The 15,550-nt window shown below is 70.7% G+C and carries 12 protein-coding genes; 6 read left to right on the top strand and 6 right to left on the bottom strand.

Features of this window, described 5'->3' with window-relative positions; all coding sequences use genetic code 11:
• Nucleotides 1–77: 77 nt before the first annotated feature.
• From SANBI_RS15495 to SANBI_RS15475, 5 genes are read left to right on the top strand one after another with little or no spacing between them, the layout of a single operon-like run.
• A complete protein-coding gene (locus tag SANBI_RS15495; RefSeq protein WP_319156603.1) occupies nt 78–2,204 on the top strand; it encodes an alpha-galactosidase in 2,127 nt (708 codons plus the stop codon).
• 43 nt (nt 2,205–2,247) lie between these two features.
• On the top strand, nt 2,248–3,723 hold the full coding sequence (locus tag SANBI_RS15490) for an ABC transporter substrate-binding protein (protein ID WP_319156600.1): 1,476 nt from the start codon (nt 2,248–2,250) through the stop codon (nt 3,721–3,723).
• Between the two features lie 10 nt (nt 3,724–3,733).
• A complete protein-coding gene (locus SANBI_RS15485) occupies nt 3,734–4,675 on the top strand; it encodes a carbohydrate ABC transporter permease (protein ID WP_319156598.1) in 942 nt (313 codons plus the stop codon).
• Nucleotides 4,675–5,574 (top strand): carbohydrate ABC transporter permease, encoded by a 900-nt coding sequence (locus tag SANBI_RS15480; RefSeq protein ID WP_319156596.1) that lies wholly within the window; start codon nt 4,675–4,677, stop codon nt 5,572–5,574. The genes SANBI_RS15485 and SANBI_RS15480 overlap by 1 nt, the downstream gene beginning before the upstream one ends.
• Nucleotides 5,571–7,394, top strand: coding sequence for an alpha-glucosidase (locus SANBI_RS15475; RefSeq protein ID WP_319156594.1), 1,824 nt, complete (start codon nt 5,571–5,573; stop codon nt 7,392–7,394). The genes SANBI_RS15480 and SANBI_RS15475 overlap by 4 nt, the downstream gene beginning before the upstream one ends.
• On the opposite strand, the gene SANBI_RS15470 is transcribed toward SANBI_RS15475, so the two are convergent.
• The 4 genes from SANBI_RS15470 to SANBI_RS15455 all read right to left on the bottom strand — a co-directional run bounded on the left by SANBI_RS15470 (nt 7,391) and on the right by SANBI_RS15455 (nt 11,294).
• Complete coding sequence (locus SANBI_RS15470) at nt 7,391–8,122, bottom strand: HD domain-containing protein (RefSeq protein ID WP_056128186.1); 732 nt, start codon at nt 8,120–8,122, stop codon at nt 7,391–7,393. The genes SANBI_RS15475 and SANBI_RS15470 overlap by 4 nt on opposite strands.
• A 174-nt stretch (nt 8,123–8,296) precedes the next feature.
• On the bottom strand, nt 8,297–9,943 hold the full coding sequence (locus SANBI_RS15465; RefSeq protein ID WP_319156592.1) for a sensor histidine kinase: 1,647 nt from the start codon (nt 9,941–9,943) through the stop codon (nt 8,297–8,299).
• A 3-nt stretch (nt 9,944–9,946) separates the two neighbouring features.
• Nucleotides 9,947–10,666: a response regulator transcription factor gene (locus SANBI_RS15460; RefSeq protein WP_056128188.1), complete on the bottom strand. Its 720-nt coding sequence runs from the start codon at nt 10,664–10,666 to the stop codon at nt 9,947–9,949.
• A 49-nt stretch (nt 10,667–10,715) separates the two neighbouring features.
• On the bottom strand, nt 10,716–11,294 hold the full coding sequence (locus SANBI_RS15455) for an NYN domain-containing protein (protein WP_056128190.1): 579 nt from the start codon (nt 11,292–11,294) through the stop codon (nt 10,716–10,718).
• A 340-nt stretch (nt 11,295–11,634) separates the two neighbouring features.
• On the opposite strand from SANBI_RS15455, the gene SANBI_RS15450 reads away from it, so the two are divergent.
• Nucleotides 11,635–12,381 (top strand): type 1 glutamine amidotransferase, encoded by a 747-nt coding sequence (locus tag SANBI_RS15450; RefSeq protein ID WP_319156587.1) that lies wholly within the window; start codon nt 11,635–11,637, stop codon nt 12,379–12,381.
• Between the two features lie 113 nt (nt 12,382–12,494).
• Here SANBI_RS15450 and SANBI_RS15445 read toward each other — a convergent pair whose 3' ends face one another.
• Together SANBI_RS15445 and SANBI_RS15440 are read right to left on the bottom strand one after the other, a co-directional pair.
• Nucleotides 12,495–13,265: a PspA/IM30 family protein gene (locus SANBI_RS15445; protein WP_056128196.1), complete on the bottom strand. Its 771-nt coding sequence runs from the start codon at nt 13,263–13,265 to the stop codon at nt 12,495–12,497.
• A 167-nt stretch (nt 13,266–13,432) separates the two neighbouring features.
• Nucleotides 13,433–15,442, bottom strand: a complete 2,010-nt coding sequence (locus SANBI_RS15440; RefSeq protein ID WP_319156585.1) for a TPM domain-containing protein — start codon at nt 15,440–15,442, stop codon at nt 13,433–13,435.
• Nucleotides 15,443–15,550 lie beyond the last annotated feature (108 nt).

Here is a 15,550-nt window from a genome sequence, read left to right as displayed (position 1 = left end):
AAGCCGGAGATGTAGCGGATCTGCGGGAGCCGAGCCGGCTCTTGACAGGCCAATTGCTTTCATCTAGAAAGTAACCCATGCAGCGACGCATCCTCCATCTCCGCCACGGCGGCACCAGCCTCGTCCTCGACCCGACCACCCCGGGCCTCCCGACGATCGTCCACTGGGGGGACGACCTCGGAGACCTCGACCAGCCCGATCTCGACGGGCTCGCCCTCGCGGCTGTCCCGCAGCGCGTCTCGGGCGGCCTCGACGTCCCAGCACGCCTGACCCTCCTCCCGCTCGACGCTGACGGGTGGCTCGGCACGCCCGGCCTCGAGGGGCACCGCGACGGCAGGGTCTTCTCACCGTCCTTCGGGCTCGTCGGGATCGACGCCGACCAGACGACCGCGACGATCACCGCCGAGGACGGCTACGGCGGGCTGCGGCTCGTGGTCGAGCTCCAGGTCACCGAGGCCGGCCTCGTCCGGCAGCGTCTCTCGCTCACCAACACCGGTGACGACGACTACTCGGTGCTGTCCCTGGCCGCGACCTTCCCCGTCCCTGCGCAGGCCACCGAGATCCTGGACACCACCGGACGCCACCTCCGCGAGCGCACACCGCAGCGTCGAGCCTTCACCGTCGGCACGCACCTGCGGGAGAGCCGCAAGGGACGTCCGGGCGCAGACGCCTCGCTCCTGCTCGCCGCGGGGACGAGCGGCTTCGGCTTCGAGCGCGGTCGGGTGCACGCCGTGCACGTGGCGTGGAGCGGCAACCACAGGCTGGCAGCCGAACGGACGATCACCGCCGAGGCGTCGCTCCAGGGGAGCGAGCTCCTCGCGCCTGGGGAGATCGACCTCGCCCCGGGTGCGACCTACAGCACGCCGTGGGTCCTCGGGTCGTGGGGGGACGGTCTCGACGACCTGGCCGCGCGCTTCCACACCGAGCTGCGGGCACGGGCCTCGCACCCTGCGCGGCCTCGCCCTGTCACGCTCAACACGTGGGAGGCGGTCTACTTCGACCACGACCTCCCGACGCTCCTGGCGCTGGCCGAGCGCGCCGCCGCTGTCGGCGTCGAGCGCTTCGTGCTGGACGACGGCTGGTTCCTCGGACGCCGGGACGACACCGCGGGGCTCGGCGACTGGACTGTCGACCCGGTGGTCTGGCCGCAGGGGCTCGCGCCTCTCGTGGACGCCGTCCGTGGTCTCGGCATGGAGTTCGGTCTGTGGGTCGAGCCGGAGATGGTCAACCTCGACTCGGACCTCGCGCGCGCCCACCCGGAGTGGGTCCTCCAGCCCGGGGGGCGTCTGCCCGCCGAGGGCCGTCAGCAGCACGTGCTCAACCTCGCGGACCCCGGGGCCTACGCCCACGTCCTCGAGAGCCTCGACGCGCTGCTCGTCGAGCACCCGATCAGCTATCTCAAGTGGGACCACAACCGTGAGCTGTCGAGCGCAGGAGATGCGCGGACCGGGCACGCAGCGGTCCACGAGCACACCCTCGCGCTGTACAGGCTGCTCGACGAGCTGCGGAGACGGCACCCGGGCCTGGAGATCGAGTCCTGCGCCTCGGGCGGCGCGCGGGTCGACCTCGGGATCCTCGAGCGGACGGACAGGATCTGGACGAGCGACTGCATCGACCCGCTCGAGCGCCTGGTCAACCAGCGGTACACGGGCCTGCTGGTCCCGCCCGAGCTGCTGGGCGCGCACGTCGGCGGCCCGCGGTCGCACTCCACCCACCGCAGCCACGAGCTCGACCTGCGAGCCGGGGTCGCGTTCTTCGGCCACCTCGGGATCGAGTGGGACCTCACGACTGTCGACGACGAGCAGCTCGTGGTCCTCGCCCGCTGGGTCGAGGCCCACAAGCAGGCACGCCAGCTGCTGCACTCCGGCCGGGTCGTCAACGCCGACCTGCCCGACGAGACTGCGGACCTGCGAGGCGTCGTCGCCCAGGACAGGTCACGGGCGCTCTACGCCTACACCCAGACCGCGACGAGCTCGACCTACCCGGCCGGACGGATCCACCTGCCCGGCCTCGACCCCGACGCCAGCTACAGGGTGCGGCTCGCCGCCCCGACCACCTCGCTCGGCGGAGCAGGGCAGTCACCGCTGCTCTGGGCGCTCGACGGGACCCGGACGACAGGTCGCGCGCTCGCCACGACCGGGATCCAGGCCCCGGTGCTCTTCCCCGAGGAGCTCGTGCTCCTCGAGGCGATCCTCATCGGCTGAGGTCAGCCCCCTCTCATCAGCCGCACGCGCAAGGAGGCGCAGCATGACGCACGACGACGTGACACCGCACAGCACCCGGGACGAGTCCCGCAGGGTGGCGAGGGCCCGGCGCGGTCGCTCGCCCGGACCCGGGCACGAGGACCCGCTCGACCCCGGACCCGGGTCCGGACCAGAGCAGCGCTCTGGTCCGGGCACCGCCGTGAACCAGCCCCGGCCCGCCCGGTCCGGGCGACCGCTCCCCGCCACCAGGCCAGGACGGGCGACCCGGACCGCCGCGAGCCTCGTCGCCGTGGCGCTCGCGGTCGGGACCCTCGCGGCCTGCGGCCCGGACGACGACGGGACCGTGACGCTCAACTTCTTCCAGTTCAAGCCTGAGGCCGTCGCGCAGTTCGACGAGATCATCGAGGGCTTCGAGGCGGAGAACCCGGGCATCGAGGTGGTGCAGAACCACGTGCCGAACGCGGACACGGCGCTGCGCACCCTGCTGGTCAAGGACAAGATCCCCGACGTCATGACCCTCAACGCGGGTGCGACCTTCGGTGAGCTCGCGCGCGCCGGGGTCTTCGCGGACGTCACGGACCTGCCGGTCATGAGCACTGTCGCGGACGCCCCGGTGAAGATCGTCACCGACCTCGGCCAGCACGACGACGAGATCAGCGGTGTGCCTTTCGCGCTCGCGGCCTCGAGCATCATCTACAACAAGACGATCTTCGCCGAGCACGACGTCGAGGTGCCGCAGACCTGGGACGAGCTCCTCGCCGCCGCGGACACCTTCCAGTCCGCGGGCGTCACACCCTTCTACGGCACGCTCAAGGACCAGTGGACTGTGCTGCCGTCCTTCAACAACCTCGCCGGCGCGCTCCAGCCCGACGGGTTCTTCGACGACCTGCGGGCGCTCGGCACCGACGCGGGACCGGGCTCGGAGCCCTCTTTCTCGACGGACTACAGGGAGGCGACGGAGAAGCTCGTCACGCTCTTCTCCTACAACCAGCCGAACCGGGACAGCCGCGACTACAACGCCGGGAACAAGGCCTTCGCCGACGGCGAGTCCGCGATGTACCTCCAGGGTACGTACGCGATCGCGCCGATCCTCGAGAACAACCCCGACCTCGACCTCGGCACCTTCCCGTACCCGGTGACCGACGACCCCGAGGACACCGTGCTCGTCACGGGCGTCGACGTGGTCCTCGCGATCGGCCGAGACACCCCGCACCGGGCGGAGGTCGAGAAGTTCGTCGAGTACATGATGCGACCCGAGAACGTCGACGCCTACGGCGCAGCCCAGTCGACCTTCTCCCCGCTCGTCGACGCGGCCCCGTCGACCAACCCGTACCTCGCGGGGCTGGACGACTACGTCGAGCAGGGCCGGATCATCGGCTACGTCGACCACCAGATCCCGGCGGCAGTCCCGCTCCAGCCGATGCTCCAGCAGCTGATCATCGACGGAGACGTCGACACCTTCCTCACCCACCTCGACAGCGAGTGGCGCAAGGTCGCAGCCCGCTCCAACCAGCGATGAGGCACCGACCATGACCACGTCCTCGACAGCCCCGGCGCGTGCACCGCGCGCCACGACCTCCCGGGCCGCGGCGCGCCGCCGACCCGGCACGACCCGGATCTCCCGGACCTTCTACTGGATGGTGCTCCCGGCCGTCCTGCTGTTCTTCGTGCTGCACACGATCCCCGTGCTCAACGGGGTGTTCTTCTCGATGACCAGCTATGCCGGCTACGGCGAGTGGGACTTCACGTGGTTCACCAACTACGTGAACCTGTTCAGGGACGACCAGGTCCTCAACGCCTACGCCTTCACCTTCGGCTTCGCGCTCGTCTCGACGGTCCTGGTCAACGTCATCGCCCTCGCGATCGCCATCGGCCTCAACTCCCGCATCAAGTTCCGGACTGGCCTGCGCGGCATCTTCTTCATCCCGAACATCTTGTCGATCCTCGTCATCGGCTACGTGTTCAACTACCTGTTCTCGAACTCGCTCCCCGAGATCGCCTCGAGGCTGGGCATCGACGCTCTGTCGACCTCGATCCTGGCGAACCCCGACCTCGCGTGGGTGGGCATCGTGATCCTCGCGGTGTGGCAGGCCGCGGCCTTCAACATCATCATCTACCTCGCCGGGCTCCAGACGATCCCGGGCGAGCTCTACGAGGCGGCGTCCCTCGACGGCGCGAGCACGTGGCGGAAGTTCACGTCGATCACCTTCCCGCTCATCGGGCCGTTCTTCACCATCAACATGGTGCTCTCGCTGAAGAACTTCCTCCAGGTCTTCGACCACATCATGGCCCTCACGGCCGGCGGACCGGGAACGTCGACGCAGTCGGTGTCCCTGCTCATCTACAGGGGCGGGTTCCAGGGCGGCGAGTACGCCTACCAGACCGCCAACGCGGTGATCTTCCTCGTCGTGATCGTCCTCATCTCCGTGTTCCAGCTGCGTGTGCTCCAGCGTCGGGAGGCGTCGTTCTGATGACTGCACCAACCCTTTCCCCAGCATCGTCCACAGTCCCGGCGACCCCCTCCCGGCGACGTCGCCGCGGCCGCGACGAGGAGGGGCGCCAGGTCAACTGGTGGCTCACCGCGCTGCTCGCGGTGTGCGCCCTCACCGTCCTCGTCCCGCTCTACTTCACGGTGGTGACAGCGCTCAAGACGCCCGACCAGCTCGGTGGCTCCGGTTTTGAGCTGCCTACCTCGGTCCATCTGCAGAACTTCGCGGACGCGTGGAACCTCACGAACTTCCCGCGGGCGCTCATGAACACCGCGCTCATCACCGTCGGAGCGGTGCTGCTCACCCTCGCGACCAACGCGATGGTCGCCTACGCCATCGCACGGAACATGCACAGGAAACTCTTCAAGGGGATCTACTTCTACCTGGTGTCGGCGATCTTCGTGCCGTTCCCCATCATCATGCTGCCCGTCGTCAAGCAGACGTCGCTGCTCGGGCTCGACAACCAGGGCGGGCTCATCCTGCTCTACACGGTCTTCGGGCTCTCGACGAACACCCTGTTCTTCACGGCCTTCATCCGGTCCATCCCGGTCGAGCTCGAAGAGGCGGCCCTGCTCGACGGTGCGTCGACGTGGACGGTGTTCACCAAGATCGTCTTCCCGTTGCTCTCCCCGATGCTCGCGACTGTCGGGATCCTCACCTGCGTGTGGGCCTGGAACGACTTCCTGCTCCCGCTCGTCGTGCTCTCCGACCCTGCGGCGCAGACGTTGCCGCTGGCCAACTACGTGTTCCAGGGGCAGTTCAACACGAACTACACAGCGGCGTTCGCGTCGTACCTCATGGCGATGGCACCGTTGCTGCTCGTCTATCTCTTCGCCCAGCGATGGGTGATCTCCGGCGTGATGAGAGGGTCGATCAAATGACAGTCCACGAGTCAGCACCCGTCCGGTCCACGACAGCGCGGAGCACGACAGGTCCAGACGACGAGAAGCGTGCTCCGGGCACGCCCGCCTGGTGGACCCGGGCGGTCGTCTACCAGGTCTACCCGCGGAGCTTCGCGGACTCCGACGGTGACGGGATCGGCGACCTCCGGGGGATCCTCTCGCGCCTCGACCACCTGGCCGACCTCGGCGTCGACGTCCTCTGGCTCTCGCCGGTCTACCCCTCGCCCCAGCACGACAACGGCTACGACATCTCCGACTACGAGGGCATCGACCCGATCTTCGGGACGCTCGACGACTTCGACGCGCTGCTCGAGGCCGTGCACGCACGCGGGATGAAGCTCGTCATGGACCTCGTGGTCAACCACACGAGCGACGAGCACCCGTGGTTCCAGGAGTCCCGCTCGTCGCTCACCAACGCCAAGCGCGACTGGTACTGGTGGCGCGACCCGCGGGCCGTCGCCGCGTCGGACCTGCCGGTCGAGCCCGCGGAGGGAGCGTCGCCGCAGGCACCGACAGCTGCGGAGCTGCCCGTCGCACCCGTCGAGCCGAACGACTGGCGGTCCGCCTTCAGCGGACCCGCGTGGACCTTCGACGAGACGACCGGGCAGTTCTACCTGCACCTCTTCGCCCCGCAGCAGCCCGACCTCAACTGGGAGAACGCCGAGGTCCGCGCGGCGGTCTACGCGATGATGAACCGCTGGCTCGACCGCGGGGTCGACGGCTTCCGCATGGACGTCATCAACCTCATCTCGAAGAACATCGAGCAGGTGGACGGGGGAGCGCAGGCCTCAGGGATCGGGTTCCAGATGGGACCCCGTCTGCACGAGTTCCTCCAGGAGATGCACGAGGCTGTCTTCGCGGGGCGCGAGGCAGACCTCATCACCGTCGGCGAGATGCCGGGCGTGACCGTCGACGACGCACGCCTGTTCACCGACCCGTCGCGCCGCGAGCTCGACATGGTCTTCCAGTTCGAGCACGTCTCGCTCGACCAGGGCACCGACAAGTTCGACCCGCGCCCGCTCGACCTCGTCGCGCTCAAGCGCTCGATGGGGCGGTGGCAGGAGGGGCTCGCCGACGTCGGGTGGAACAGCCTGTACCTCGGCAACCACGACCAGCCGCGGCACGTCTCGAGGTTCGGCGACGACGGCACCTACCGCTACGAGTCCGCGACGCTCTGGGCGGCGATCCTGCACCTGCACCGGGGGACGCCGTACGTCTACCAGGGCGAAGAGATCGGCATGACCAACGTGCCCTTCGCCGGGCCCGAGGACTTCCGTGACATCGAGTCGGTGAACTACTACCGGGAGGCTGTCGTCGAGGGCGGACGACCGGCCGACGAGGTGCTCGCCGGTCTGCGGGCGATGAGCCGGGACAACGCCCGGACACCCGTGCAGTGGGACGCCACGCCCACGGCCGGCTTCACGACAGGGACCCCGTGGATCCCGGTGAGCCCGCACGCTGTCGAGGTCAACGTCGAGGCAGACAGGGCGTCGGAGCGCTCGGTCTTCGCGTTCTACAAGCGGCTGATCGAGCTGCGGCACACCGACAGCACCGTCGCCCTCGGGCGCTTCACGATGCTCGAGCTCGACCACGAGCGGCTCTACGCCTTCACCCGCGACGGGGACGACGACCAGCTGCTCGTCGTGGGCAACGTCTCCGGTGACGATCTCGAGGTGCCGCTGCTGGGCGGGTGGGCGGAGGCCGAGGTGGTCGTCGCCAACCACCCTGAGCGCGCTGCCGCCGCGGGGCAGGTCCTCGCACCCTGGGAGGTCAGGGTGCTCCGGGTGCGACGGGCCTAGACAGCCTCGGCGTCTGACGGGACGGGCTCGGCCGGGAGCTTCGAGATCTCCTTCTCGACCCGGGCGAGCTCGCCCGCCAGGTTCTGGCGTGCGGCATCCTCCCAGGACGCGGCCACCGGGCTCGAGAACAGCGACTTGCGGTTGACGAGCTTGGTGAGGATGCGGTGCCGCGCGGCCAGGTAGTCGCGGACCGGGATGTGCTCGTACTCCTTGCGGATGTCACGGACGTAGCAGGTGTAGCGCTGCGGCTCGGCCGCGAGGATCGCCATGTCGGCGTCGCAGAGCACCGCGCAGTCGAAGTCGCCGGGGGCCGGCTTGTGGCGGGCGAGCGCCGTGACGAGCTGCGACACCCTCTCGGCCGACTGCTCGCGGATGCCCATGCCGACCAGCTCGGTGCGGGCGAGGGCCGCGCTCGCGACCTCGTCCTCTCCACCCTGCGTGGCGTAGGCGACCCGGGTCTCGGCGTTGAAGATCGCCCCGTGGTACCAGGCGGCGAGCCTGACGAGGTCGGGCTCGTGGGTCTCCTCGGCGAGCTCGTCGACGCGGGAGAGCACGTCGGCGAGGTGCTTGACCGTGTGGTAGAACCGCGTCGGCTCGCTCCAGCGGTCGAGCAGGGCCTGGCCTGTCGCTCGGAGGTCTGCCTCGGGGACGGACGCCCCGGCGGCCTGACAGCTGCGGATCCAGGACGACATGAGCCACTGCGGTGCATCGACGCTTCCAGGAAGCATGAACCAAACCTTCGACGAGTATCGGTCTTCACGGGTGTCCCAGACGTTGATGTCGGGACGACCGGCAATGCTAGCCCTGTTCTGGCGCGGCGGCGCACCGGCGCAGGTCAGGGGCGCTGCGGGGCGCGCCGGGACCGACCGGTGCTGGCCTGACGGCCCGGCTGGCACCTGCCCTCAGGCGGTCGCTGCGCCAGGCTCTTGCAGGTCGTCGGCGCGGCTCTGGGCCGGCAGCACGGCACGGACGGTGAGCCCGCCGCCGGCGGTCTCGTGGACCGAGACGGTCCCGCGGTGCGCGGCGACGATCGCCGCGACGATCGCCATGCCGAGCCCGGAGCCGCCCGAGGAGCGGTTGCGCGAGGAGTCGGCCCTGTAGAAGCGTTCGAAGACCCGGCCGGCCTGGTCCGCCGGGATGCCCAGGCCGTGGTCGCGGACCTCGAGGACCACCTGCTCCGGGTCCTCGCCCGGGCCGACGGCGATCTCGGCTGCTGTGCCCGCCGGGGTGTGCTGGGCGACGTTGCCGATGAGGTTGGTGAGCACCTGCCGCAGCCGGTCTTCGTCGCCGGTCACCGTGACCGGGGCTGGCGGTGAGACGCCGTCGAGCGCTGTGAGGCGCACGGTCCGGCTCGGGTCGAGGGCGTGCAGGTCGTCGACGGAGTCGCGGGCCAGCGTCACGAGGTCCACGGGGTCCGACCGGATCGGTCGGCCCTCGTCGAGGCGGGCGAGCGCGAGCAGGTCGTTGACCAGCGTGCCCATGCGGGTGGCCGAGTCCTCGATCCGCCGCATGGTGTCGTCCATCGCGTCAGGGGTGGTCAGCGCGCCCATCCTGTACAGCTCGCCGTAGCCGCGGACCGTCGCGAGCGGGGTGCGCAGCTCGTGGCTCGCGTCCGAGACGAAGCGGCGCATGCGGGCCTCGGAGGCCTCCTGGGCGTCGAAGGACTGCTCGATCTGCGCGAGCATCGTGTTGAGCGACCGCGCGAGGCTGCCGACCTCCGTCGTGACAGGGGCCTGCGGGACACGTTGGCTGAGGTCGCCGTCGGCGATGCGCGCTGCTGTGCGCTCGATGGTGTGCAGCGGGCGCAGGGACCTGCGGATCGCGACGTAGCCGATGGTGGCGCCGAGCACCGTGAGCGCGAGCGTCGTGACGACGAGGATGCGCTGGATCTGCGCGACGGTCTGCTGGACGGGGGCGAGGGGGAGGGCGACATAGCCGGTGATCTGGCTGCCGTCCTGGAAGGAGAACGAGAAGGACTGGGCGCGCCACTCGCTCGTCCCGCCGCTGCCGTCCTGGACGCCGTCCACGGTGAAGACGCCCGAGGGCATGCTGCCCTGGGCGAAGGTGTACGCGGTGATCGCCGGGATCCCGTACTTCTCCGTCGTGGTCCCGCTGACGAGCGGACGGCTGCCGAGCTCGGGGAAGAAGGCGAGGATGTAGTAGTCGTTCGGCAGGTAGGCCTGGCCCGTCTCGCGGTAGGCGTAGACCGCCTGGGGGACCACCTGGCTCGCCGTCACCTGGAGCTGCGTGTCGAGCTGGTCGGTGAGGTAACGGGACAGCACTGTCGAGGTGAGGGCCACGGAGATGCCGAGACCGGCGAGCAGCATCGCGGTGACGATCGCGATCAGCCGGGCGCGCAGCGGGGTGCGGGCCCAGAAGGCCGTGACAGGTCCGACGTACTCGCCCTCGCCCTGCAGGCCCGCAGGCGCTGCGGGGGTCTCGTCGGCCGGGGCACCGGAGCCGCGCGCGGGGTCGACGGCAGCGCCGCCACCCGCCTGCTGGTCGGCAGGCGGGGGCGGCGGGACCGGCGGCTCGTGGTGCTGCGCCACGCGCTACCTCTTGGGTGGCTGGCGGAGCAGGTAGCCGACGCCGCGCTTGGTCGCGATGAGCGGCTCCGGCATCGAGCCGTCCGGCAGCGGGGCGTTGTCGATCTTGCGCCGCAGGTACGAGATGTACGACTCGACGATGTTCGCGTCGCCGCCCCAGTCGTACTGCCACACGTGGTCCAAGATCTGCGCCTTGGACAGCACCCGGCCCGGGTTGAGCATGAGGTAGCGCAGCAGCTTGAACTCTGTCGGCGAGAGGTCGATCACGCGGCCGCCGCGGCGCACCTCGTGCGAGTCGTCGTCGAGCTCGAGGTCTGCGAAGCGCAGCACGGCGTCGTCGACGGGGGTCGCATGGGTGCGTCGCAGCACGGCACGGATGCGCGCCACGACCTCTTCGAGGCTGAAGGGCTTGGTGACGTAGTCGTCGCCGCCGACCGTCAGCCCGGTGATCTTGTCCTGGGTGTCGTCGCGCGCGGTGAGGAACAGCACGGGCATGTGCTGGCCCTTCTCGCGCATGCGACGCGTGACTGTGAAGCCGTCCATGTCGGGCAGCATCACGTCGAGCACGACGAGGTCGGGCTCGGTGTCGCGGACGAGCTTGAGCGCGCTCATGCCGTCCTCGGCCGCGAAGACCTCGAAGCCTGCGAAGCGCAGCGAGGTCGCGAGCAGCTCTCTGATGTTCGGCTCGTCGTCGACCACGACGAGACGTGCTTCGGGTTCGGTCATGCCACCAGTGTGCGACTGTTCGCTGAGAGGTGCCTGAGAGGCACCTGGGTCAGATGTAGCGGAGCGGGTCGAACTCCTCGATCGGGATGATGCGCACGCGCGGCAGCGGGGTCGTGAAGGCGCCGACGGTCTCTTCGAGGTCGAAGAACTGCAGCCCGCGGGCGCTCAGCTCGTTGAGGCGGCCGTTGACGAACTCGCGGAAGCACATGAGCCCGACGCGGCGCTCGCCGTCGAGGAGGGCCTCGACCTGCGGCAGGAAGTCACCGTCGTGGCTGGCGAGCAGGACGTCGCCGTCGACGTCCTTGATGGCCTCGAGGGTGCGCTGGATACCCATGTCCACGACCTTCTCGTGGCTCGCGCCGGCCAGCGGGATCGGGCGGTAGCCCATCGCGAGCAGCGCCTGCACGAAGGGCATCGGCATCTGGCCGGAGGAGGCGTTGAGGAAGAACAGGGGGGTGACCGGCTGGCCCCAGAGGGACAGTGCGAACTCCGAGATGCGGTCCCAGCGCGGGCGCTCCTCGGGGGCGGGGCGGTGCCCCAGGACGTTCATGCCGAGGGTGGCGTCGATGTTCTCGCCGTCGACGAGCAGGTACGTGGGACGCGCGCTGCGCGTTTCGATGCCGGACATGAGACGACTATAGGTCGCAGAGCTGCTCCGAGCGGCATCGTCCACAGGTGCGGACGGCGTCAGGACGCGGGTCGGGCAGGTCCGCGAGCCCGCGTGCGCATGTCCCGCCGACCCCGCGTCGGGACCGTCCGAGCCCGGTCGAACGTCCTGTCGCAGACCTTCCGGGTGCGGGATCGGCTGCGAGATGGTAACGATCTGACCTCGGCGTTTGGGAGGGCGCCGCGGGCAGCCGTACCGTGGGCAGATACTCGCCCCCCAGCGAGTGCGGTCACCAGCGCTGCTGACCGTCGTCTCTTCCTGCCACCGCCCCGGTGGTGCACCAGCCCTGAGGATGATTCTGATGACTGCAGCACACGTGACCGTGATCGAGAACGCCCCCGACGCCCCGCTCGGCTCCTTCGAGCAGCACCTGACCGCGGCGGGACTCACCGTGAGGACGGTCCGCCCGCACGCGGGCGAGGCCCTCCCGGCCCTCGCCGACCTCGGCGCCGGACTCGTGGTGCTCGGCGGCGACGGCACGGCCTACGACGACGAGCAGACCCCGTGGCTGCCGGGTCTGCGCACGCTCCTGCTCGACGCCGCGACCTCGGGCGTCCCGACGCTCGCCGTCTGCCTGGGCGCCCAGCTGCTCGCCGTCGCCGGCGGCGGCCAGGTGACCGTCGCAGCCCCTCCCGGGCGCGAGTCCGGAGCGGTCAGGATCTTCTGGCGTCCCGAGGCGCGCACCGATGCTGTCGTCGGCGCGACGGCCCGTGCCGCGGCCGAGGTGGGTGGCCGTGCGAGCGTCTACCCGACCGACCATGCCGACGCCGTGAGCGAGCTGCCGCGCGACGCCGTCTGGCTCGCCTCGTCGAACATGTACCCCTTCCAGGCCTTCAGGCTCGGTTCGGCCCTCGCGGTCCAGTTCCACCCGGAGGCCGACGCGGCGATGCTCGAGCAGTGGCTCGCCGACGCCGAGCCGGCCGAGCGTGCCGAGGCCCTCGAGAGCCTCGCCCAGGCAGCCGAGCGGGCCGAGACGAACGGCGCGGAGCTCGCTCGGGCCTTCGTCGATCAGGTCCTCACGACCAGCACGGAGTCCGTGCTCGTCTGAACCGACAGCACGACAGCACGACAGCACGACGGCCCGCTGCTCGCGCACCTGTGCGGTGAGCAGCGGGCCGTGCGTGCCGGCCCTCGGACGTGGCTGTCAGCCCGCGGCCGGTGTCAGCCCTCGATCGAGGGGGTGACCGGTGTGCTGCTGATCTGCGGGGCGCCGGCGGTGCTGCCCGACTTGAGGGCGGCGAGCCGTGCCTCGATCTCGATCTGCGCGCCCGAGGCCTCGAGCTCTTCGAACTGCGCGTCGAGCGAGGACGCCGCGACCTCGGCCTGACCGATGGCCTTCGCCTCCTCGCGGCGGACCTTCTCCTCGAAGCGCGAGATCTCGCTCGTGGGGTCGAGCACGTTGATCGAGCTGAGCGCTCCCTGCACGGTCTGCTGGGCCTCGGCCGTCTTCTGACGGGCGACGAGCGAGTCCCGACGGGACTTGAGGTCGGCCAGCTTGGACTTCATCTGCGTGAGGCCGGTCTTGAGCTTCTCGACGGTCTCGCGCTGCGCGGTGATCGACGGCTCGGCCTGACGGACCTCGGTCTCGGAGGAGATCTGCTTCTGCAGGGCGATCTTGGCGAGGTTGTCGAACTTGTCCGCGTCGGCGGTGTTGCCCGCCGCACGGTACTGGTCGGCGCGCTGCGACGCTGCGACGGCCTTGCTGCCCCACTCCTGGACGGCGGCGACGTCCTCGTTGTAGTCCTGCTCGGCGAGCCGCAGGTTGCCGATGGTCAGGGCGACGGCCTGCTCGGCCTCCGCGATGTTGTTCGTGTAGTCGCGGACCAGCTGGTCCAGCATCTTCTGGGGGTCCTCCGCGCCGTCGAGGAGGGCGTTGATGTTGGCCTTCGCCAGCTGCGCGACCCGTCCGAAGATGCTCTGCTTCTGTGCCATGTGCGTGCCTTCTCTCTCGTGCGTGCCTTGTGAGGTGCGTGCTCTGTGAGGTGCGTGCCCGGTGGTGGGCTGCACCGCCCGGACGTGTGGTGCGCACGGCGCGTGCCGTGCTCTGCTCGTGGTCTGACGTGCTCTCGTCTGCGGCGGACCTGCGCCGCTGCGGGCGTCTAGAAGCGACCGCCCCTGCTGCGACCGCCGCCTCCGCGGCTGCCTCCGCTCCGGCCGCCTCCGCCTCCGAAGCCACCGCCACGGCTGCGTCCGCCGCCCCCGAAGCCACCACCGAAGCCGCCGCCTCCGAAGCCACCTCCGCCGCCATAGCCTCCGCGGCCGCCGGAGCCGCCACGCAAGATCGAGTCGATGAGGATGCCGCCGAGGATCATGCCCCCGACGTTCGACCCGCCGCTGCCCGGCCCCTGACGGTTCTCCCAGGACTGCACGTCGGCCTGCGCCAGCTGCTGCGCCGACTGCACGAGCTGCTCGCAGCGACGGACGGTGTCGAGCGCCGTCACGGGGTCGGAGGGTGCCAGGGCCCGGGCCTCGTCGAAGAGCCGGGTGGCCTCGGAGAGCCGGGTGCGGGCCTCCGGGCCGACGGCGCCCTTGCGGGTGGTGATGAAGTCGGAGACCGCGGTGATCTGCGACCCGACCCGACCGAGGGTCTCCGCGAGCAGAGCCGCAGCCCTGGCCCGCTGCTCGTCGGCCTCGCGTCGGGGTGCGAGCGCCGTGTCGAGCGCGGCCTCGGCCTCGGTGACGTCGCGGATCGCTGCGAGCGGGTCGCCGCCGGACCGCGCGGTCTGGGCCTGGGCGACGATGCTGCGGGCGCGGTCGGCCGCTGCCGAGACGGCTGGGTCACCCGCACCCAGCCTGTCGGCGTCGGCGAGGTCGGAGGCGATCGACGTGAGGGCTGCGTCGAGACGCGGACCGGCGCTGGCCAGGTCCGCGCCTGCTGAGTCCACGGCGCCGAGGAGCACGAGGGCCTGACCGACGGCCTGCGACGCCGCGCGGGAGTGGCCGACAGCCGTCGCCCTGTCGCCGCCCGTCACGGCGGTCTCGCCTGCGGTCACCGAGTCGGCTGCGGCGTCGAGGAGGCGGACCGCCTGGTCAGGGTTGGCGGACACCGAGGCGAGGGCTGAGGCGGGATAGGTGACGGCCAGGGAGGCGAGGGCCCCGCGGGCCGGTTCGACCCGCGCGCGAGCCGTCGCGATCCGCTCGCGCGTCTCGGCGAGCACCTCGGGGACCGTCGCCTGCAGGTTGCGCAGCTCGGTCAGCTGAGCGCCCTCGGCGTCGAGGGACTCGGTGACCTGGTCGCACAGCCCGATGATTTCGGCGAGCATGACCCGCTTCTGGGGCTCGGTCTCGGGGGTCGAGTCGTCGAGCTGCTGACGCAGGGTGAAGGCGCGGGTGACGGCGCCCTTCGCGGCGGCCAGCGCAGACTCGTACGAGGCTGTCGCCTCGGGGCCGAACTGGGCCTGGGCGAAGCCGAGCTCTTGCTCGGCGGTCTTGAGGTCGTCGTCGACGGCGACGAGGGCGGTGCTCGCGCGCCGCTCGAGCTCGTCGGTCGGCAGGGTCGAGAGGCCACCCTCGGCGGGGTTGCCCGCGCTGCGGCGACGACGCGCGGCGGCCCAGGCCACGAGGGCGATCAGGGCGATGACCACGAGACCGCCGACCAGCAGGACCGTGAGCGCGCCCGGACCTGACCCCCCGGTGAGCTCGGAGCGCAGGGTGTCGGCGGCGGCGACGGCCCCGCCTGTCCAGTCGTCCTGCGCGAGACGGTCTTCGACGGCGACCTCGACGGCGTCGAGCTGGTCGTCGGTGAGCGGGTTGCCCGGACCGACGTAGAGCGCGTACCGGCGGTCGTCCACGGCGACGGCGAGGAGCACGTCGTTCGTCCCCATGCCCGACAGCGCGAAGGTCTCCTCGGCCCACGCCGGGCCGTCGGCCCCGTCGAAGGTGGGGACGTAGGCGACGAAGAGCTGCTGGTCGGTGTCGTCGCGGAGCACGTCGAGGGCCGAGCTGACGGCACCCTCGTCGAGGACGCCGGCGGTGTCGGTGACGTCGGTCGGCAGGTTCAGCGGCTCGTCCGCGCGGGCAGACGGCGCGAGGAGCACGAGGGTCAGGACCGCGAGCAGCGCTGCGAGGGCGGCACGGATCTCGAGCGCCGGTCTGGCGAGGTGGGTCATGGGCGCAGCAGGGTGCCGGACAGTCGGGTACGCACGCGCAAGGTCCACCCTGCGATCCTGCGCTACCTGCGAGAAGACCGCAACGGGGCCGTCGACGGGACGACCCCG

Origin of the sequence: Sanguibacter biliveldensis, from assembly GCF_033798665.1 — a bacterium.
Classification (GTDB): domain Bacteria; phylum Actinomycetota; class Actinomycetes; order Actinomycetales; family Cellulomonadaceae; genus Sanguibacter; species Sanguibacter inulinus.
Note: the sequence above shows the minus strand (reverse complement) of the source record. Positions and strands in the feature narration are given on the sequence as shown.

Excerpts from the sequence above, each read along its gene's own strand:
- SANBI_RS15495 (WP_319156603.1), top strand. The coding sequence starts at position 78 with ATGCAGCGACGCATCCTCCATCTCCGCCACGGCGGCACCAGCCTCGTC.
- SANBI_RS15490 (WP_319156600.1), top strand. The coding sequence starts at position 2,248 with ATGACGCACGACGACGTGACACCGCACAGCACCCGGGACGAGTCCCGC.
- SANBI_RS15485 (WP_319156598.1), top strand. The coding sequence starts at position 3,734 with ATGACCACGTCCTCGACAGCCCCGGCGCGTGCACCGCGCGCCACGACC.
- SANBI_RS15480 (WP_319156596.1), top strand. The coding sequence starts at position 4,675 with ATGACTGCACCAACCCTTTCCCCAGCATCGTCCACAGTCCCGGCGACC.
- SANBI_RS15475 (WP_319156594.1), top strand. The coding sequence starts at position 5,571 with ATGACAGTCCACGAGTCAGCACCCGTCCGGTCCACGACAGCGCGGAGC.
- SANBI_RS15470 (WP_056128186.1), bottom strand. The coding sequence starts at position 8,122 with ATGCTTCCTGGAAGCGTCGATGCACCGCAGTGGCTCATGTCGTCCTGG.
- SANBI_RS15460 (WP_056128188.1), bottom strand. The coding sequence starts at position 10,666 with ATGACCGAACCCGAAGCACGTCTCGTCGTGGTCGACGACGAGCCGAAC.
- SANBI_RS15455 (WP_056128190.1), bottom strand. The coding sequence starts at position 11,294 with ATGTCCGGCATCGAAACGCGCAGCGCGCGTCCCACGTACCTGCTCGTC.
- SANBI_RS15450 (WP_319156587.1), top strand. The coding sequence starts at position 11,635 with ATGACTGCAGCACACGTGACCGTGATCGAGAACGCCCCCGACGCCCCG.
- SANBI_RS15445 (WP_056128196.1), bottom strand. The coding sequence starts at position 13,265 with ATGGCACAGAAGCAGAGCATCTTCGGACGGGTCGCGCAGCTGGCGAAG.
- SANBI_RS15440 (WP_319156585.1), bottom strand. The coding sequence starts at position 15,442 with ATGACCCACCTCGCCAGACCGGCGCTCGAGATCCGTGCCGCCCTCGCA.